Annotated in this window: 18 protein-coding genes and 1 tRNA gene; 15 read left to right on the top strand and 4 right to left on the bottom strand. The window is 69.8% G+C overall.

What is annotated here, in order from left to right; translation table 11 throughout:
- The first annotated feature begins 32 nt into the window (after positions 1–32).
- From rsmI to HDC37_RS11270, 4 genes are read left to right on the top strand one after another with little or no spacing between them, the layout of a single operon-like run.
- Complete coding sequence (gene rsmI, locus HDC37_RS11285) at positions 33–878, top strand: 16S rRNA (cytidine(1402)-2'-O)-methyltransferase (RefSeq protein ID WP_179560473.1); 846 nt, start codon at positions 33–35, stop codon at positions 876–878.
- Between the two features lie 9 nt (positions 879–887).
- Positions 888–2,492, top strand: a complete 1,605-nt coding sequence (metG, locus tag HDC37_RS11280; protein WP_179560472.1) for a methionine--tRNA ligase — start codon at positions 888–890, stop codon at positions 2,490–2,492.
- Positions 2,489–3,373 (top strand): TatD family hydrolase, encoded by an 885-nt coding sequence (locus HDC37_RS11275; RefSeq protein ID WP_179560471.1) that lies wholly within the window; start codon positions 2,489–2,491, stop codon positions 3,371–3,373. Before metG ends, HDC37_RS11275 begins: the two co-directional genes overlap by 4 nt.
- Before the next feature lie 6 nt (positions 3,374–3,379).
- The gene (locus tag HDC37_RS11270; protein ID WP_179560470.1) at positions 3,380–3,886 is read left to right on the top strand and encodes an NUDIX domain-containing protein; all 507 of its coding nucleotides are present in this window, start codon (positions 3,380–3,382) and stop codon (positions 3,884–3,886) included.
- A 15-nt stretch (positions 3,887–3,901) separates the two neighbouring features.
- Here the strand turns inward: HDC37_RS11270 and HDC37_RS11265 are convergent, their stop codons facing one another.
- Together HDC37_RS11265 and HDC37_RS11260 are read right to left on the bottom strand one after the other, a co-directional pair.
- Entirely contained in the window at positions 3,902–5,164 is a 1,263-nt protein-coding gene (locus HDC37_RS11265) for an MFS transporter (RefSeq protein ID WP_179560469.1), read from the bottom strand.
- A 53-nt stretch (positions 5,165–5,217) separates the two neighbouring features.
- Entirely contained in the window at positions 5,218–6,645 is a 1,428-nt protein-coding gene (locus tag HDC37_RS11260; protein WP_257021468.1) for a sugar porter family MFS transporter, read from the bottom strand.
- Positions 6,646–6,753: 108 nt separating this feature from the next.
- Here HDC37_RS11260 and rsmA point away from each other — a divergent pair, with 108 nt between their 5' ends.
- Both rsmA and HDC37_RS11250 read left to right on the top strand, forming a co-directional pair.
- A complete protein-coding gene (rsmA, locus tag HDC37_RS11255; protein ID WP_179560467.1) occupies positions 6,754–7,614 on the top strand; it encodes a 16S rRNA (adenine(1518)-N(6)/adenine(1519)-N(6))-dimethyltransferase RsmA in 861 nt (286 codons plus the stop codon).
- A 113-nt stretch (positions 7,615–7,727) separates the two neighbouring features.
- The gene (locus HDC37_RS11250) at positions 7,728–8,678 is read left to right on the top strand and encodes a phosphodiesterase (protein ID WP_179560466.1); all 951 of its coding nucleotides are present in this window, start codon (positions 7,728–7,730) and stop codon (positions 8,676–8,678) included.
- Here the strand turns inward: HDC37_RS11250 and HDC37_RS11245 are convergent.
- On the bottom strand, positions 8,632–10,209 hold the full coding sequence (locus tag HDC37_RS11245; protein WP_179560465.1) for a stealth conserved region 3 domain-containing protein: 1,578 nt from the start codon (positions 10,207–10,209) through the stop codon (positions 8,632–8,634). The two genes, HDC37_RS11250 and HDC37_RS11245, sit on opposite strands and share 47 nt — an antisense overlap.
- A 115-nt stretch (positions 10,210–10,324) precedes the next feature.
- On the opposite strand from HDC37_RS11245, the gene HDC37_RS11240 reads away from it, so the two are divergent.
- From HDC37_RS11240 to HDC37_RS11205, 8 genes are all read left to right on the top strand, one after another.
- The gene (locus HDC37_RS11240) at positions 10,325–11,260 is read left to right on the top strand and encodes a 4-(cytidine 5'-diphospho)-2-C-methyl-D-erythritol kinase (protein WP_179560464.1); all 936 of its coding nucleotides are present in this window, start codon (positions 10,325–10,327) and stop codon (positions 11,258–11,260) included.
- Between the two features lie 92 nt (positions 11,261–11,352).
- Positions 11,353–11,655 (top strand): DUF427 domain-containing protein, encoded by a 303-nt coding sequence (locus HDC37_RS11235; protein WP_179560463.1) that lies wholly within the window; start codon positions 11,353–11,355, stop codon positions 11,653–11,655.
- A gap of 21 nt (positions 11,656–11,676) precedes the next feature.
- Entirely contained in the window at positions 11,677–12,504 is an 828-nt protein-coding gene (locus tag HDC37_RS11230; protein ID WP_179560462.1) for an ABC transporter ATP-binding protein, read from the top strand.
- Positions 12,501–13,190: an ABC transporter permease gene (locus HDC37_RS11225; protein ID WP_179560461.1), complete on the top strand. Its 690-nt coding sequence runs from the start codon at positions 12,501–12,503 to the stop codon at positions 13,188–13,190. Before HDC37_RS11230 ends, HDC37_RS11225 begins: the two co-directional genes overlap by 4 nt.
- Positions 13,187–13,906, top strand: coding sequence for an ABC transporter permease (locus tag HDC37_RS11220; RefSeq protein ID WP_179560460.1), 720 nt, complete (start codon positions 13,187–13,189; stop codon positions 13,904–13,906). Before HDC37_RS11225 ends, HDC37_RS11220 begins: the two co-directional genes overlap by 4 nt.
- A 40-nt stretch (positions 13,907–13,946) precedes the next feature.
- Positions 13,947–14,870, top strand: coding sequence for an ABC transporter substrate-binding protein (locus HDC37_RS11215; protein ID WP_179560459.1), 924 nt, complete (start codon positions 13,947–13,949; stop codon positions 14,868–14,870).
- Between the two features lie 66 nt (positions 14,871–14,936).
- A complete protein-coding gene (locus tag HDC37_RS11210; protein WP_179560458.1) occupies positions 14,937–16,244 on the top strand; it encodes a GNAT family N-acetyltransferase in 1,308 nt (435 codons plus the stop codon).
- A 60-nt stretch (positions 16,245–16,304) separates the two neighbouring features.
- Positions 16,305–18,119 (top strand): ABC-F family ATP-binding cassette domain-containing protein, encoded by a 1,815-nt coding sequence (locus HDC37_RS11205; protein ID WP_179560457.1) that lies wholly within the window; start codon positions 16,305–16,307, stop codon positions 18,117–18,119.
- A gap of 3 nt (positions 18,120–18,122) precedes the next feature.
- Here the strand turns inward: HDC37_RS11205 and HDC37_RS11200 are convergent, their stop codons facing one another.
- Positions 18,123–18,620 carry a MarR family winged helix-turn-helix transcriptional regulator gene (locus tag HDC37_RS11200; protein ID WP_179560456.1) on the bottom strand — a complete coding sequence of 166 codons (498 nt, stop codon included), beginning with the start codon at positions 18,618–18,620 and terminating at the stop codon, positions 18,123–18,125.
- A 45-nt stretch (positions 18,621–18,665) separates the two neighbouring features.
- Here HDC37_RS11200 and HDC37_RS11195 point away from each other — a divergent pair.
- Positions 18,666–18,737: transfer RNA gene (locus tag HDC37_RS11195), tRNA-Gln, on the top strand.
- Position 18,738 lies beyond the last annotated feature (1 nt).

Below are 18,738 nucleotides of genomic sequence, written 5' to 3'. Positions count from 1 at the left end.
GCCTAAAGGCGCGCGCCGCCTAAGCTGACGGCATGCTGATCCTCGCGGCCACCCCGATCGGCAACCTCGGCGATGCGTCGGATCGGCTCCGGCGCGCACTGGCAGACGCTCCCGTCATCGCCGCGGAGGACACCCGCACGACCCAGCGCCTTCTCGCCGCCCTCGGGGTCGAGAACCGCCCGCGGCTGATCGCCCTGCACGATCACAACGAGAAGGGCAGAGCGGCGGAGATCGTCGAGCTCGCCCGCGAGCAGGATGTCCTCCTCCTCAGCGACGCGGGCATGCCGACAGTGAGCGATCCGGGCTTCTCCGTCGTCGCGCGGGCGGCTGTCGAGGGCGTCACCGTCACGGTGATCCCGGGTCCGAGCGCCGTGGTGACCGCTCTCGCCGCCTCGGGGCTGCCGACCGACCGCTTCACCTTCGAGGGCTTTCCGCCGCGCAAGGCCGGCGAACGCGACGCGCTCTTCGCGGAACTGTCGACCGAGCGGCGGACGATGGTGTTCTTCGAGGCGCCGTCCCGAATCGCCGAGACGCTCGGTGCGCTCGCCCGCGCGTTCGGGCCCGAACGCCCCGCCGCGGTCTGCCGAGAACTCACGAAACTCCACGAGGAGATCCGCCGCGGGTCTCTCCGCGAGCTCGCGGAGTGGGCGGCCGACGGGGTCCGCGGTGAGATCGTCGTCGTGGTCACAGGCGCCGAGCGCCGTGGGGTCTCGCTCGCCGACGGTGTCGCCGAGGTGACCGACCTCGTCGCGGGGGGCATGCGGTTGAAGGATGCCGCGGCAGACGTCGCCGGTCAGACGGGCCTGTCCCGTCGAGATCTTTACGAAGCGGCGCTGGCCGCCCGTCACACGGCGGAAGGCGGCATCGGCTCCACCTAGAATTCTCGGGTGACTTCCGGCCGATCCTTCTACATCACGACGCCGATCTACTATCCCAGCGACGTGCCCCACATCGGCCACGGCTACACCACCGTCGCCGTGGACGCGCTGGCGCGCTGGCACCGCCAGGCCGGCGACGACACCTGGATGCTGACCGGCACCGACGAGCACGGGCAGAAGATGCTGCGCGCCGCCGCCGCGAACGGGGCCACCCCGCAGGAGTGGGTGGACCGGCTGGTGGCGGAGTCGTGGTTTCCGCTCCTTCAGACCCTGGATGTCGCCAACGACGACTTCATCCGCACCACCCAGCCCCGGCACGAGGAGCGCGTGCGTCAGTTCGTGCAGGCCATCTACGACCGCGGGTACATCTACGCCGGCGAGTTCGAGGCGCTGTACTGCGTGGGCTGCGAGGAGTTCAAGACCGAGTCCGAGATCGTGGACGGCACCGGCGCGTTCGAGGGCCTGAAGGTCTGCGCCATCCACTCCAAGCCCCTGGAGCTCCTGCAGGAGAAGAACTACTTCTTCAAGCTCAGCGAGTTCACCGAGCCGCTGCTGAAGCTCTACGCCGACAACCCCGACTTCATCCGGCCCGAGTCGGCGCGGAACGAAGTCATCTCCTTCGTCAAGCAGGGGCTGAAGGACCTCTCGATCTCGCGGTCGACGTTCGACTGGGGCATCAAGGTGCCGTGGGATGAGACCCACGTCATCTACGTGTGGGTGGATGCGCTGCTGAACTACGCCACCGCCGTCGGCTTCGGCTCCGACCCCGAGGAGTTCGCCCGGCGGTGGCCCGCGTACCACGTCGTCGGCAAGGACATCCTGCGTTTCCACGCCGTCATCTGGCCCGCCATGCTCATGGCGGCCGGCGTCGAGGTGCCCCGCGGCGTCTTCGCCCACGGGTGGCTGCTGGTCGGCGGCGAGAAGATGTCGAAGTCGAAGCTGACGGGGATCGCCCCCACGGAGATCACCGACGTCTTCGGGTCGGATGCGTACCGGTTCTACTTCCTCTCCGCGATCGCGTTCGGTCAGGACGGCTCGTTCTCGTGGGAGGACCTCTCGGCCCGGTACCAGGCGGAGCTCGCCAACGGCTTCGGGAATCTCGCCTCGCGCACGACGGCGATGATCGCCCGGTACCGGGAGGGGATCGTGCCGCCCGCGGGGGAGGAGACCGACGGCGACCGGGTCATCCGCGAGACCGTGGCGAGTGCGGTGGAGAGGGCGGATGCCGCGATCGAACGGTTCCGGCTGGATGAGGCCATCGCCGCGATCTGGACGATCGTCGATGCGCTGAACCTGTACATCACCGAGAACGAGCCCTGGGTGCTCGCGAAGGACGAGGGCTCCCGCAGCCGCCTCGACACGGTGCTCTACACCGCCGCCGAGGGGCTCCGCGCGCTCGCGGTGCTGCTGTCGCCGATCATGCCGATCGCCACCGAGAAGCTGTGGGTGGGGCTCGGCGCGGCCGAGTCACTCGGCCGATTGCGGGATCAGGCGCTCCGCGATGCGGGTCGCTGGGGGCAGCTCCGCCCGGGCACGAGCGTCAACGCCCTCTCGCCGCTCTTCCCGCGGGTCGAGCAGCCGGGTGACGCACAGCCGGGGGGCCGGGGCGAGTGACCGACCCGAGCGGATACATCCGGGAGCGCCACAACGACGGGTCACGCGACGTCCGGTGGCCGGTGGCTCCGGAGCCGCTGCGCGTACCGGTGTACGACAACCACGCGCACCTGGAGATCATCGACGGTGACGAGCCTCTCGACCTCGATGCCCAGCTCGCCCGTGCCCGCGCCGTCGGCGTGATCGGGGTGGTGCAGGCCGGGGGTGACATCGAATCCAGTCGCTGGTCGGCCGCCGCCGCGGCATCCCACCCCGACGTCCTCGCCGCCGTCGCCATCCACCCCAACGAAGCACCCGCCTACGCCGAGGCCGGACGCCTCGACGAGGCGATCGGGGTGATCGACGCGCTCGCCGCCGAACCGCGCGTCCGCGCCATCGGCGAGACGGGCCTGGACTTCTTCCGCACCGGCGACGAAGGACTCGCCGCCCAGCACACCTCGTTCGAGGCGCACATCGCCCTGGCCAAGAAGCACGGGCTGGCGATGCAGATCCACGACCGCGATGCGCACGAGGCCGTTCTCGAGACCCTCGCCCGGGTGGGTGCGCCCGACAGAACGGTCTTCCACTGCTTCTCGGGCGACGCCGAGATGGCGCGCCGCTGCGCCGACGAGGGCTACTACCTCTCCTTCGCGGGCAATGTGACGTTCAAGAACGCCCAGAGCCTGCGCGACGCCCTGAAGGTGACGCCTCGGGAGCGGGTGCTGGTCGAGACCGACGCGCCCTTCCTCACGCCCACGCCGCACCGAGGCCGTCCGAACGCGCCGTACCTGGTTCCCGTGACGGTGCGCTTCCTTGCTGTCGAACTCGAGGTCGACGTCGACGAGCTGTGCGCGCAACTGGCCGAGAACACCCTCGCCGTGTACGGCGCCTTCACCGACTGAGGCGCGATGAGAGAGCTGTGGGACCTGATCGACGAGACCGGGCGGCCGCTCGGGCGGACGCACCGGCGCGATGACCCCGACTTCCCCGACGGATCGTTCCACCTCGTCGTGTCGGTGTGCGCCGTCCGGCGCGACGGGCGGGTGCTGACCTCTCGCCGCGCGGCCGTGAAGGACTGGCCGCTGTCGTGGGAGTTTCCCGCGGGAAGCGCGCTGGCCGGAGAGACGAGTCGGCAGGCAGCGGTGCGCGAGCTCTCCGAGGAGACCGGTGTCGTCGTCGACCCCGCCGCGCTCGAGCCCGTCGGTCGCGTGCGGGAGGAGCGGGCCCTGTTCGACCTGTACGTCGTGCGGGTCGACGATCCTGCGGTCGTGCCCGATCCCGCCGAGGTCAGCGAGGCCGAATGGGCGCCGGTCGACACCGTCTTCGCGCGCACAGCGGCCGGGGAGATGGCAGGACCGTGGGCGCGGCGTCTGGCCGAACTCGGTGACGCGCTGCGGGCGCTGCTCGCGAGCTGACTGCGGGCCCGCCGCTCAGGCCGGGGAAGCGGTGGGGTCGGTGTCTCGTGCCGGAGGGGCTGCGGCGATGTGGGAGATCGACCGCCAGACCAGCGCGAGGGTGATGGCCGAACCCGCGAACGCGAACCACCAGGGCCCCGTCGGACCCCAGATCTGGGCGATGACGCCCCCGAGGAACTGGCCGATCACGAGCCCGCCGAACACCCCGACCATGTTCACCGATGCGATCCTGCCCTGCAGTGGCATCGGGACCAGACGCTGACGGACCGTCGTGGAGATCGTGCCCCAGACGAAGGCGTAGAGGCCGAAGCCGAACATGATCACGAAGGCCACCGCCGGGACGGTGGTCAGCGCGAAGGCGAGGTGCATGAGCACCTCGCACGTGAGGACCACGCGCATGAGCGTGGCGAAGGGGACCTTCTTCTCCAAGAAGCCGAAGCTGAAGATGGCGATGATGCCGCCGAGGGCCGAGGCGGTCGTCAGCGCGCCGTAGCCCACGGGCCCCATGCCCAGGTACTCGGTGGCGTAGAGCACCAGCACCCCCCAGGGCGCCGCCCAGGTGACGTTGAAGACGAGGATGATCACCACGAGCGTCCGCACCGGCGCGTTGTGCCGGAGCCAGCCGAGCCCCTCCCGGATGGCGCGCAACTTCGACTCGCGCTCGGTGCCACCGGAATCGGGCACGGGGGTGCGGGCGATCCGGGAGATTAAAAGGATTGCGAGGCTCACGCAGAGCACCTGCAGGAGGAACGGGAGGAAGGACCCGGCGGCGAAGAGGAAGGCGCCCAGCGGCGGGCCCGCCAGCTGATTGCCCACGAGGAACCCGGCCTGCATCCGCGCGTTCCCGATGCCCAGATCCGCAGGACGCACGAGCATCGGCAGGAGCGTGCTGCCGGCGGTGTCGGCGAACACCTCCGCGGTGCCGTAGAGGAACGACGTCACCAGCACCAGCCAGACGGTCGCCTGCCCCGTGAGGAGGGAGACCACCAGCCCGAGGATCACCAGCGCACGAAGGGCGTTGGCGAGCATGACCAGGCGCCGCCGATCGTGGTGGTCGGCGACGGCCCCCGCGAGGAGCCCGAACAGCAGCCAGGGGAGGAACTGCATCATGGCGCCGGCGGCGACCAGGATCGGAGACGACGTGAGCGACGCGATGAGCAGGGGCGCAGCGGCCAGCGCGATCCCGTCGCCGAGGTTGCTCGTCCAGGAGGAAGCCAGCAGCCATCGGAAGTCGCGCCCGAGGCGGCGCGGTGCGACGAAGTCGCCGAGGGAGGGCATCGGATCATCCTACGATCGGTCGCCGCGGCGGACGGCCCGCGGCGGGCGGCCCGTCAGGCGCTGCGGCCGGCTCTGGCGCGCTCCTTCGTCACGAACAGGGTCTCGGTCTGCTCCAGCTCCATCCCCTTGGTCTCGGGGATCTTCAGCAGCACGTAGACGAACGACAGCCCGGCGAAGACGGCGTACATGGCGTAGGTGAGGGGGAGCGACCAGTCCGACATCGCAGGGAAGCTGACGGTGATCAGGAAGTTCGCGATCCACTGGGCACCCGCAGCGACGCCCAGCGCCTTCCCGCGGATACGGCTCGGGAAGATCTCGCCGAGCAGCACCCACACCAGCGGGCCCCACGACGCACCGAACCCGATCACGAACAGGTTCGCCGCGACCAGCGCGATCGGACCCCACGCCCCCGGCAGGCTCACCTCGCCGTCCACGGTCTCGGCGAACGCGAACGACAGCGCCATCGCGCCGAGCGCCACGGTCATCATCACCGATCCGGTGAGCAGGATGGGCTTTCGTCCCACGCGATCGACGAGCACGATCGCGACGATCGTCACCAGGACGTTGGTGACCGAGGTGATGACGCTGATGAGGAGGGAGTTCTGCTCGGTGAACCCGACCGCGCGCCACAGCGTGGTCGAGTAGTAGAAGATCACGTTGATGCCGACGAACTGCTGGAACACCGACAGGATGATGCCGACCCAGACGATCCCTTGCAGACCGAACCGCGGACCGCGCAGCGACACGCCCTTGGCCTTCTTGTCAGCCGCGATCGCCTGATCGAGGTCCTTCATCGTCTGATCCAGGTCGGCCTCGGGCACGAGCCGGGCGAAGATGGCACGTGCCTCGTCGTACTTGCCCTGCGAGATGAGGAACCGCGGCGACTCGGGCATCCGGAACGCCAGGACGCCGTAGACGACCGCGGGCACGGCCTCGACCAGCAGCATCCAGCGCCAGGCCTCCAGCCCCAGCCACAGCTGCGAGGATGCGCCCCCGGCGATCCCCGCGAGCAGGGCGTTGGAGAGCAGGGCGCCGAAGATGCCGAGCGTGATCGCGAGCTGCTGCAGCGAGCCGAGGGTGCCGCGGATCTGGCGGGGCGCCACTTCGGCGATATAGGCCGGTGCGACCACCGAGGCGATGCCGATGCCGAGGCCGCCGATGAAGCGCCACACGGTGAGGTCGACGGCGCTGAACGCCAGGCCCGACCCGACGGCGCTGACGAAGAACAGCACGGCACCGACGAGCATGACGCGCAGGCGCCCCCAGCGGTCGCTGAGAACGCCCGCGAGCACCGCGCCCAGCGCGCAGCCGAGGAGCGCGACCGCGACGACGAACCCGGTGATCACCGCGGTGAGGTCGAACTGGCTCTCGATGGAGTCGACGGCGCCGTTGATGACCGAGGAGTCGAACCCGAAGAGGAATCCTCCGACCGCCGCGGCGATCGAGAGGGCCACCGCTCGGCGTCCGAACGGACTGCGCATGGAGAAGGCCTGGGTGGGAATCGACGCGGAGGAGCTCACGAGGGTCACCATAGTGCCGCGGAATGGTGCGCGTCAGGGCTTGCGCGGCGAGTCACTAGGGTGGAACCCATGGCGGTGACCCTTCTCGGTGCGGGCGAGATCCGCGCCCTCGCCGCCGAACTCGACGTCACGCCGACCAAGAAGCTGGGTCAGAATTTCGTCGTCGACGCCAACACGGTGCGCCGGATCGTCCAGGCGGCACGGGTGGTGGCGGGCGAGCACGTCGTCGAGGTCGGGCCCGGGCTGGGTTCGCTCACGCTCGCCCTCCTCGATGCCGGCGCCGAGGTGACCGCCGTCGAGATCGATCACCGTCTGGCGGCGCGACTGGAAGTCACCGCCGGCGCGCACGGCGCGGCGCCCGGATCGCTGCACGTCATCGACGCCGATGCGCTGGCCGTCACCGACCTCCCCGGCGATCCGTCGGTGCTGGTGGCGAACCTCCCCTACAACGTGTCGGTCCCCGTGCTGCTGCACTTCCTCGAGACCTTCCCGGCGCTCCAGCGCGGCGTGGTGATGGTCCAGGCCGAGGTGGGGGAGCGGCTGGCGGCGGCGCCGAGGACGAAGGCGTACGGTTCTCCGAGCGTGAAGGCGTCGTGGTACGGACCGTGGCGGTTGGCGGGGAACGTGCCGCGGCAGGTGTTCTGGCCCGTCCCGAACGTGGACAGCGTGCTGGTGGCCTTCGAGCGTCGAGACACACCGATCGGCTCCGAGGACGAGCGCCGGGCGACCTTCGCGCTCATCGACGCCGCTTTCGGCCAGCGGCGGAAGATGCTGCGTCAGGCCCTGGCGGGCGTGCTCGGCGGGAGTTCCGTCGAAGCATCCGCGCTCCTGGAGGCGGCGGGCGTGGCCCCCACCGCCCGCGGCGAGGAACTCGTGGTGCACGACTTCCTGCGCATCGCGCACGTCGTCCAGACGCGGCCGTCCGCCTGACGACATCGTGTGTATACGGGGTGTGCCGCCCGTGTTCACCCGGCGGCACCCTACGGTTTAGGTGTCCGGCTAGCATCGGACGACACCGACCGCCAAGGGGGCGGAGAAGAAAAGTGGACAGACTCCTCGCCGAGTACCCCAGACCCGAACGCGTGCTCCTGCATCTCAGCGACACGCATCTGAGGGCCCACGGCTCCCGCCTGTACGACCGCATCGACGCCGAAGAACGCCTCGAGCGCGCTCTCACCGCGATCACCGATTCCGGAGTCCAGCCTCACGCACTCGTCTTCACCGGTGATCTTGCCGATCACGGTGAACCCGAGGCCTACGACCGCGTCCGGTCGCTCGTCGAACCGGTCGCCGAGGCCGTCGGCGCGCGCGTGATCTGGGTGATGGGAAATCACGACGAGCGTGCGGCGTTCCGCAGGGGACTGTGGGGCCGGGCGGACGAATCGGGCCGGCCCGTCGACCGGGTCGACGAGATCGACGGGTTGCGCATCGTGACCCTCGACACGAGCGTTCCCGGCCGGCACCACGGCGAACTGACCGATGCGCAGCTGTCGTGGCTTCGTGGGGTGCTCGAGGTCCCCGCGCCGCTCGGCACCATCCTCGCCATGCATCATCCCCCCGTGCCGAGCGTGCTCGACCTCGCCGCGAGTGTGGAGCTGCGCGACCAGGCACGGCTCGCCGAGGTGATCGGCGCCGGCGATGTCCGCGCCATCCTCGGCGGTCACCTGCACTACTCCACCTTTGCGACGTTCGCCGGGGTGCCCGTCTCGGTCGCGTCGGCGACCTGCTACACGCAGGACCTGACCGTGCCCGTCGGGGGAACGCGAGCGCAGGACTCGGCGCAGTCGTTCAACGTGGTTCACGTCTACGACGACACCGTCGTGCACTCGGTGGTGCCGGTGGACGCCGGTCCGGTGCTCGACTTCGTCGACGCAGCGGAGTCGCGCCGACGCCTGGACGACGCGGGCATCGGTCTTCGGGGCGTCGACGAGGTCGACCCCGACACTGTCAGCGGGAAGTCGCCGCCGACGTCCCCACTGCCGGTGCTTCGCTGATCTCGTCGCGCTCCCACGGCGCGCGCACCGGGAAGTAGCGCTCCAGGCTGTCGCGGATCGCGCGGATGCGCACTTCCTCCGGGAGCTCGGGGACGCTTCCGTCGTTCAAGCAGAACATGTCGGTGTCGCGGCGGGCCAGAAGCCGCTCTATCCGGCGCAGCGAGGCGAGCTGCGTCGTCTGGATGTAGCGGACCCGGGGCTTGGTGGTCACGATCGCCCGCCCGGTGAGAAGCGCGTAGTAGTGGTACAGGCTGTTGGTGACGGAGATGTCGGTGGCCGACCGGAAGGGGCTCCCCGCGGTGCGGGCGTAGTCCTCGGCGAACTCGCGTTCGAGCTCGTAGGCGACCGAGCGGCGCATCGGCACCGCGCAGTGCTCGAGGTCGTGGGTGATGAGGCGCCCGAAGCGCTCCCGCAGGAGGGCGCGATTGACGCGGAGACCGTTGTCGTGGCCGCTGCGCTCGGGGCGGGGGTCACCGGTGCCGATCCGCACCCGGCTTTCGACGAAGGTGCTGATGCCCCCCGGGGAGAAGAACAGCTCGGGGTCGACGGGCCGACCGAAGAACATGTCGTCGTTGCTGTACAGGAAGTGCTCGGCGAGTCCGTCGATACGGTGCAGCTGCGCTTCGACCGCGTGGGAGTTGTGCGTGGGGAGGACGCCGGGGTCTGCGAAGAACTCCTCGCTCCTCACGATCGTCACACGGGGGTGGTCGGCCAGCCATGCGGGCGCGGGGGAGTCGGTGGCGATGAAGATCCGCCGCAGCCAGGGCGCGTGCATGTAGACGCTGCGGAGCGCGTACTTCAGCTCATCGATCTGGCGGTAGCGCGCCGGGGCGTCGTCGCCGTCTCCGACGACGTAGCTCTGCATGCGCGCCGCGCGGCTGCGCTGGAAGTCGCTGGATGAGCCGTCGACCCACGAGAAGACCATGTCGACGTCGCCCGAGAACTCCGTCGCGTGCACCTCGTACATGCCGGAGAGGGTGCGCCAGCGCCGGCCGTGGCGCTCGACGGTGGTGTACGACACGTCGTCGGCGGCCATGGTCCGGCGGGTGAGGAGCGTCGGGCGCGGCGCCTCGACGAGGTCGGCCCCGAATCGCCACAGGTCCACGCGGATCCCGGAGCTCGACCCGTAGCGCAGCGTGGCACTGCTGGTCACTCGCGGCCGGAACACCGTGACGGTCGCCAGGCCCACCGGTTCGGCGAGGGTGTGGAGCGGGATCGCGTCCTCCCCGGGAGTGCGCGCGTAGAACGGCTCCGCGCCACCGAGGCGGCGAAGCGCGTCGTACGCGCGCGCGCCGTCCTCGACGTCGACGACGAGGCGATCGCGGCGCTCGGCATCGCGCACGAGGAGAACGCCGATCTCCGCGGTGGAGAGTGCGTCGGCGACGGCGAGCAGATCGATCGCGGTGGCCTCGGCCACCGGGAGGGTGTCGTGGACCGTGTGGAGCATCCCGTCGACGAGACGGACGTCATCGCGCGCGAGGAGGTTCGTCCAGGGATCGCTCATCGACGGAAGGGGAGCGACACGTGTCATGGGAACCTCCTTGCGAAGTCAGGTGGGGCGTGCCCCGCACGGGGCACCGGACAACTGTAGTTCCCGTTCTGTTTCCCCGGCGTTTCGCCGGCGCCGTGGACGATAGCCTCGATGCATGACCGTGGACCCCGCCGGCCCCGCCGATCGCGTCCACGTCCGCGCTCCGGGCAAGCTCAACGTCTTCTTCGAGGTCGGGGCGGTCCAGCCCGACGGCTACCACGACGTCGCTTCCGCCTATCAGGCCGTGTCCCTCGTGGAGGACCTGTGGGCCGAACGCGACGACGAGTTCTCGCTGACGGTGTCGGGCTCGGTGGATGTCTCGGGCGTGCCGGTGGACGATCGCAACCTCGCCCTACGGGCGGCGCGGTTGGTGGCGAGCGAGATCGGGCACCGCGGCGGAGTGCGGCTGCACATCGACAAGCATGTGCCCGTCGCGGGAGGGATGGGCGGCGGGTCGGCGGATGCCGCGGCTGCCCTCGTCGCGTGCGACGCCCTGTGGGGGGCCGAGCTCGGGTCATCCGGACTTCATCGCCTGGCCCGTCGCCTCGGAGCGGACGTGCCGTTCGCGCTCATGGGCGGGACGGCGATCGGCACCGGGCGGGGGGACCAGCTGAACCGGGCGCTCGCCAAAGGCCGCTTCGACTGGGTCGTCGTCACCTCGGAGGAGGGACTGTCGACCCCTGAGGTCTACGGCCACCTCGACGCGATGAGGGCGCGCTCCGACATCGCTCCGTCGCCGCGCAGCCCCGACGTCGATCCGGGAGTCCTTCAGGCGCTGCGGGTCGGCGACGCCGTCGCCCTCGCCGCGCACGTGCGCAACGACCTGCAGGCGGCGGCGCTGTCGCTGCGGCCCGACCTGCGCGACGTCCTCGAGCTCGGTGAGAGCTCGGGCGCGCTCGTGGGAATGGTGTCGGGATCGGGACCGACCTCGGCATTCCTCGCGGCCGATCCCGAGTCCGCGCTCGAGCTGCAGGTCGCGCTGAGCGTCGCCGGATACCACGCCCTCCACGTCCACGGCCCGGTTCCGGGCGCGCGGATCGTGTCGGAGTAGGTCGTCATTTCCGTCCCGGTGTCGCCGGTGTCGGCTAGCGTGAACAGGGTCGTCGCTCCGGCGGCGGATCGGCACGACGTCGGGAGGACCCCATGAAGGCAGTACTGGACGGAACGGTGATCGCCGAGGCGCCGAAGGACGACCTCGTCTCGATCGAGGGCAACTGGTACTTCCCGCCCTCGAGCGTCGCCGAGGGTGTGCTCGTCGAGAGCCCCACCCCTTACACCTGCCCGTGGAAGGGGGAGTGCCAGTACTTCGACGTGACGTCGGGCGACAACGCGCTGAAGGACCGCGCCTGGTCGTACCCCACCCCGTACCCGACCGCGATCGAGCGCGTCGGCAAGGACTTCTCGGGGTACGTCGCGTTCTGGAAGGAAGTCCAGGTCGTCGACTAAGTCGACCGGACGCACCGCGCCATGATCGAATTCCGAGGCGTCACCAAGCGTTTCCCCGACGGCACGGAAGCGGTCCGGTCGTTCGACCTCGTTCTGCCGGCACACACCACCACGGTGTTCGTCGGCTCTTCGGGATGCGGCAAGACGACGCTCCTGCGCATGATCAACCGCATGGTCGAGCCGAGCGACGGCACGATCCTCATCGACGGCGACGACATCGCCGGACGCGACCCCGTGAAACTGCGCCGCAGCATCGGCTACGTCATGCAGAACTCGGGCCTCCTGCCGCATTTCACCGTGGCCGAGAACATCGCCACCGTCCCGGTGCTGGAGGGCGCGAACCGCAAGAAGGCCCGGGCGCAGGCGCTCGAGCTCATGGACACGGTGGGGCTTGACCGGGGGATGGCCGACCGGTACCCCAGCCAGCTCTCCGGCGGCCAGCAGCAGCGGGTCGGCGTGGCGCGGGGGCTCGCGGCGAACCCCAACATCCTGCTCATGGACGAGCCCTTCGGGGCCGTCGACCCGATCGTGCGGGCTGAGCTCCAGGAGGAACTGCTGCGCATCCAGCGCGACGTGGCCAAGACGATCGTGTTCGTCACCCACGACATCGACGAGGCCTTCCTCCTCGGCGATCAGGTGGTCATCCTGGAGAAGGGCGCCCAGATCGCCCAGCGGGGGACCCCCGACGAGATCATCGAGGCACCCGCCACCGACTTCGTCGCCTCCTTCATCGGTGCCGACAAGGGGAAGCGCGCGCTGCGGCTGAGGCAGACGCCGCACGGCACGGTGGTCGTCGACGGCGAGGGGCGCACGCAGGGAGCTCTCATCGAGGATGGCGCTCGCACGTGACCTGGGTGCTGGACAATCTCGACCTGATCGGCGAACTCTCCCTCGTCCACCTGCGGCAGAGCGTCCTCGCCCTGGTTCTGGGATTCGTCATCTCCGTGCCCCTGGGGTGGGTGGCCTGGAGGTACCGCCTCGTTCGGAGCGGTGTCATCACCATCACCGGCCTGCTCTACACCATCCCCTCGATAGCCCTGCTGGTGCTGATTCCCAGTGCAACCGGGCTGTACTCGATCACCAGCGAGACCAATCTCGTCGTGGCGTTGACCATCTACGCGGTGGCCATCCTGGTCCGTGCCGTTTCCGACGGCCTCGACTCCGTCGACGAGGGAGTCAGGCAGTCCTCCACCGCCATGGGGTACGCCTCGTTCCGTCGGTTCTGGGCGGTCGAGTTCCCGCTCGCCGGCCCCGTCATCCTCGCCGGGCTGCGCGTGGCGGCGGCGAGCACCATCGCTCTGGCCACCGTCGGAATCCTGGCCGGCATCATCAATCTCGGTTACCTCTTCACCAATGGGCTTGATCGACGCATCATCCCCGAAGTGGTGGCGGGGGTCGTCGCCGTCGTCGTTCTCGCCCTCCTTGTCGATCTGGCCCTCATCGTCGCGGGCAGGCTCCTCATGCCGTGGACCCGTCGGGTCAAGAGCACGCGGGTGCCGTCACGTCGGGTGGCCCTGACAGGAGCGACCGCATGAGCTACTTCATCGATGCGTTCGCCTGGATCTTCGGCGGTGACACCGGATTCCTCGATCCGATTCCCGTCGCCTTCGCTCAGCAGGTCGCGTACACCGTCATCGCCGTCGTCATTGCCGGCGCCATCGCGACCCCGATCGGCTGGTGGATCGGACACACCGGCAAAGGACGCGAGGTCGCGGTGGCGATCTCGGGTGCCGCGCGCGCCATCCCCTCTTTCGGCCTCCTCATCCTCCTCACCCTGCTGCTGGGAGTGCTCCGCAAGCCCGAGGCTGCGGTCATCACCTTCGTCGTCCTGGCCATTCCGTCGATCCTCGCCGGGGCGTACGCCGGGTTCGAGGCCATCGACCGCCGGGTCATCGACGCCGGTCGGTCCATGGGGATGACGGAATGGCAGATCCTCTGGCGGATCGAGGTACCACTCGGACTCTCGCTCCTCATCGGAGGCATCCGCTCCGCGACCCTTCAAGTCGTCGCGACGGTCACCATCGCCGCGTACATCGGACTGGGCGGTCTCGGGCAATACATCATCACCGGCTTGGAGTTGCGTCGCATCGAGGTCATCATCGGCGGCGCGATCCTCGTCGGTGCTCTCGCGCTCGCCCTCGACGGCGTCTTCGCGATCCTGCAGCGGGTCGCGATGCCCCGTGGTGTCATCGCCGGGCAGCGGCAGGTGACGTCGTCCCGTGGTCGCACGCCGCGCGTCGCCGCCGTCTGAGCCTCACCACTTCCCTATCCGCATCAGAAAAGAGGAAACCATGTTCACAGCACGACTTCGAAAGGGTCTGGCCGGCGTCGCCGTCCTGACCGGTGCCGTCATCACGATGGCCGGATGCGCCACGAGCGATCCGCTGGACTCCGGTGACGGCGACGAGAGCGCCGGCACGGGTGACAGCAGCACGATCGTCGTCGGGTCGCAGGCCTACTACTCCAACGAGATCGTCGCCGAGATCTACGCCCAGGCTCTCGAGAACGCCGGCTTCGAGGTCGAGCGCCAGTTCAACATCGGACAGCGCGACGCCTACATTCCGCTGCTCGAGGACGGCGAGGTGAACCTCTTCCCCGAGTACAGCGGCAACCTGTTGCAGTACTTCGACGGAGAGACCACCGCTCGCACCGCGGAAGAGGTGTACGCCGCTCTGCCCGACGCGCTTCCGGAGGGGCTGACGGTGCTCGACCAGTCCACCGCCAGCGACCAGGACTCGTACACCGTGACCGCGGCATTCGCCGACGAGTACTCGCTGGCCTCGATCGCCGACCTCGCGAACGTCGACGTGCCGCTGACCCTCGGCGGTCCGCCTGAGCTCGCCGAGCGGCCCTACGGTCCGGCAGGGCTCGCCGAGACCTACGGGGTGGACGTGTCGTTCTCCGCGACGGGCGACACGACGGTCGAAGACCTCGTCGCCGGCACCGTCAACGTCGCGAACGTCTTCACCGCCGACCCGCGGATCCAGACGGAGGACCTCGTCGTCCTCGACGACCCCGAGGGCCTGTTCCTCGCCTCGAACGTGGTGCCGGTGGTCAGCACCGACATCGCCGATGAGATCGCCGACGTCATCAACCAGGTGAGCGCTGCGCTGACCCCGGAGGCGCTTGTCGCCCTGAACGTGCAGAGCACGGTCGACCAGCTCTCCAGCGACGACATCGCCACCCAGTGGCTCGAGGAGAACGGCATCTCCTGATCCGGGCACGGCTGAGGGGCATCGGCGGGCGTGCGCCTGCCGGTGCCCCTCAGTAGCGTGGGGGGCATGGATGCTTCTGCTGCCGACGCCCATCTCGCGCGTGATGTCGATCCGATCTCCCGGGAGCGCCTGGAGGCTCAGGGCCTCCAGATGCGGTTGGTGACCGACGACGCCGACCGCGAGGCCTTCATCCAGGTCGTCGCGCGCGGCTTCCTCGATCCCGAGCTGACCGACGAGCAGGTGCGCGAGACGCGTGCGCGGGGAAGTCACCGGCGGCTGACGGGGGTGTACGACCCGCAGGCCCCGACCTCGGCTCCCGTGGCCACCAGCGCATCATGGCTCTCGGAACTCACGGTTCCCGGCGGTGGGGTTCTGCCGGGCAGCGCCGTGAGCGCCGTCTCGGTCGCCCCCACCCACCGGCGACGCGGCATCGCGCGCGCCCTGTTGGAGGCGGAGTTGCGCAGCGCTGTCGCCGGCGACGTTCCGCTGGCGATGCTGACCGTCAGCGAGGCCACGCTCTACGGCCGCTACGGCTTCGCCCCGGCCGCTTCGGCGGCCACCTGGGTCATCGACACCAAGCGGGCCGGATGGCGCGGACCGGGCCGATCCGGCCGGGTGGATTTCATCCCACGTGAGACGTGGCGCGAGATCGCGCCCGCCCTCCACGAGGAGGTGCGCCAGCGCTCGGCCGGCGAACTGGAGATCCCCGCCGGTCACTGGGACAGCTTCGCGGGCACCCGGCCCGACGCCAAGGACCCGGGGAAGCGGCGTGCCATCCAGTGGCGCGACGACGCCGGACGGGTCCGGGGAGCGGCGCTGTACACGGTCACCGAGAACAGCGATGACTGGACGAAGTCCCGTGTCGATGTGTCCTCCCTCATCGCCGTCACACCCGCCGCGTACGCCGCGCTCTGGCGCTTCCTGCTCGAGCTCGACCTCGTCGGCGAGATCCACGCCGGCGAACTCGCTGTCGATGAGCCGCTGTGGTGGATGATCGCCGACCAGCGCGCCGCGACGATCACGGTTCGCGACCACCAGTACGTGCGGATCATCGACGTCCCCCGCGCGCTCGAGGCGCGGACCTACACGGGATCCGGCGATGTCGTCCTCGACGTGGAGGACTCCCTCGGCCTGTCCACCGGCCGGTGGCACCTGCAGGTGGTCGACGGTATCGGAACGGTGGAAGACGTCGGTGATTCCGCAGCTGCCGCTCCGGTCCTTCGCCTGGGAATCGAGGAGCTGTCGGCGATCTACCTCGGTGGCGTGTCGGTGGCGACCCTGGCCGGCGCCGGTCGCCTCGCCGTCGACGACCCCGACCTCGTCGCCCCGCTCTTCCTCACGCCCCGCGCGCCACGTCTGAGCTTCTGGTACTGAGCTTCTGGTACTGAGGCTCTGGTCGGCGGGGTCGACCCAGGGCCATAGCCTGGAGGGGATATGGCGCATCTTCTCGGGGCCGAAGCCCTGCATCTGGAATTTCCCACGAAGGTCGTCTTCGACGGCATCTCTCTCGGCATCGACGAGGGAGACCGCATCGGCGTCGTGGGGCGAAACGGCGACGGCAAATCGACTCTCCTCGCCATGCTGGCCGGGCGGCTCGAGCCCGACTCGGGTCGTGTCACCGTCCGGCGGGGTGTCCGCGTCGGTGTCCTCGACCAGTCCGACACCCTCGACGACGGTCACACCGTCCGCTTCGCCGTGGTCGGCGACCGTCCCGATCACGAGTGGGCGGGCGATCCGCGCGTGCGCGACGTGATCGCCGGCCTCCTCGAAGGGCTGGACTGGGAGGGCCCGGTCACCGGGCTGTCGGGGGGCCAGCGCCGCCGGGTCGCCCTGGCCTCCCTTCTCGTCGGCGACTGGGATGTGCTGTTCCTCGACGAACCCACCAACCACCTCGACGTCGAGGCGATCGCGTGGCTCGCCGACCACATCCGCCGCCGGTGGCCGGCGAACCAGGGCGGGCTCCTCGTCGTCACCCACGACCGCTGGTTCCTCGACGAGGTCTGCACCATGACCTGGGAGGTCCACGACCGGATCGTCGAGCCGTTCGAAGGCGGGTACGCCGCCTACATCCTTCAGCGGGTCGAGCGCGACCGGCAGGCGGCGGCGATCGAAGCGCGTCGTCAGAACCTCGCCCGCAAGGAGCTCGCCTGGCTGCGACGCGGTGCCCCCGCGCGGACGTCGAAGCCGAAGTTCCGCATCGACGCCGCCAACGCGCTGATCGAAGACGTGCCCGAGCTGCGCGACCCGGTCGCGTTGCAGGCACTGGCCATCACGCGACTCGGCAAGGACGTCGTCGACCTGCTCGACGTCTCGGTCGTCTACGACGACGGCACCACCCGGACCGAGGTCTTCCACGACGTCGAGTGGCGCATCGCGCCCGGCGAGCGCACCGGCATCCTGGGGGTCAACGGCGCGGGCAAGTCCACGCTGCTCTCGCTCATCTCCGGCGAGCGGGAACCCACCTCCGGGCGGGTGAAGCGAGGCAAGACCGTGCGGGTGGCGATCCTCAGCCAGCGCATGGACGAGCTCGATCCGCACCTGGACGATCCCGTCCGGGTGGTCATCTCGGGTCTGCGCACGACCTACACACTCGGCGCCGGGTCGAAGGCCCAGGAGCTCTCGCCCGGGCAGCTGCTGGAGCGGATGGGGTTCGCCAGCGCGCAGCTTTCCACCCCGGTCCGCGACCTCTCGGGCGGGCAGAAGCGGCGCCTGCAGCTGCTGCTGATCCTGCTTTCGCAGCCGAACGTGCTGATCCTCGACGAGCCGACCAACGATCTCGACACCGACATGCTCGCCGCGCTCGAAGACCTGCTGGACTCCTGGCCCGGCACCCTCATCGTCGTCTCGCACGATCGCTACTTCATGGAGCGGGTGACCGACCAGCAATACGCGCTGCTGGGGGGGCGGCTTCGACACCTGCCCGCCGGGGTCGACGAGTATCTGCGCCTGCGCGCCGCGGGGAGGCTTTCGGCAGCGGCGACCCCGCCGTCCTCCGAGCAGACCGCGTCGCCGGCGACCACGGCGCTCACCGGAGCTGAGCTCCGCGCCGCGCAGAAGGAGGCCGCCGCCCTCGAACGGCGCATCGAGAAGCTCGAGTCGGAGGTGTCGCGCGCCAAGATCGCCCTGGCCGACCACGATCAGTCCGACTTCACGGGTCTCTCGGCGGAGATGAGCCGGATCGGCGCCCTCGAGGCGGAGCGGGATGACACGGAGGAGCGCTGGTTCACGCTCATCGAGCAGATCGGCTGATGCTCACCCGTCGAAGCCCAGACTGAGTTTCCTCAGCAGCCCCGCCAGGCGGTCCCGATCGCCCCGCGACAGGGAGCCGAGTAGGAGGGCTTCGGCGTCGACGAGGCGGGTGATCGCGGCGTCGACGCGGGTACGGCCCTCCTCGGTGAGCGTCACCAGGATGCTCCTCCCGTCACCGGGGTCGGCTTCGCGGCGCACCAGACGACGTCCCACGAGGCGGTCGATGCGATTGGTCATCGTGCCGCTGGAGACGAGGGTCTGCTGCAGCAGCTGCTTGGGGCTCAGCTGGAACGGCTCGCCGGCCCGCCGCAACGCCGACAGGACGTCCCATTCCCACGGCTCCAGCTCGCTGCGGCGGAACGCCTCACGCCGGGCGCGATCCAGGTGCCGCGACAGCCTGTCCACCCGGGAGAGCACCTCCAGGGGGGAGAAATCGAGGTCGGGACGCTGCGCACCCCACGCCTCGACGATGCGGTCGACTTCGTCCGACTCTCGGGGCATGCATCCACTCTGGCAGACTTGTCCGGGCGCCCACTGCGGGCGCGGTCCGCCGTGGTGTAATGGCAGCACGACAGCCTTTGGAGCTGTGAGGTCTAGGTTCGAGTCCTGGCGGCGGAGC

This window comes from Microbacterium sp. AK009, assembly GCF_013410955.1.
GTDB lineage: Bacteria > Actinomycetota > Actinomycetes > Actinomycetales > Microbacteriaceae > Microbacterium.
This window is presented reverse-complemented; position numbering and strand designations above follow the sequence as displayed.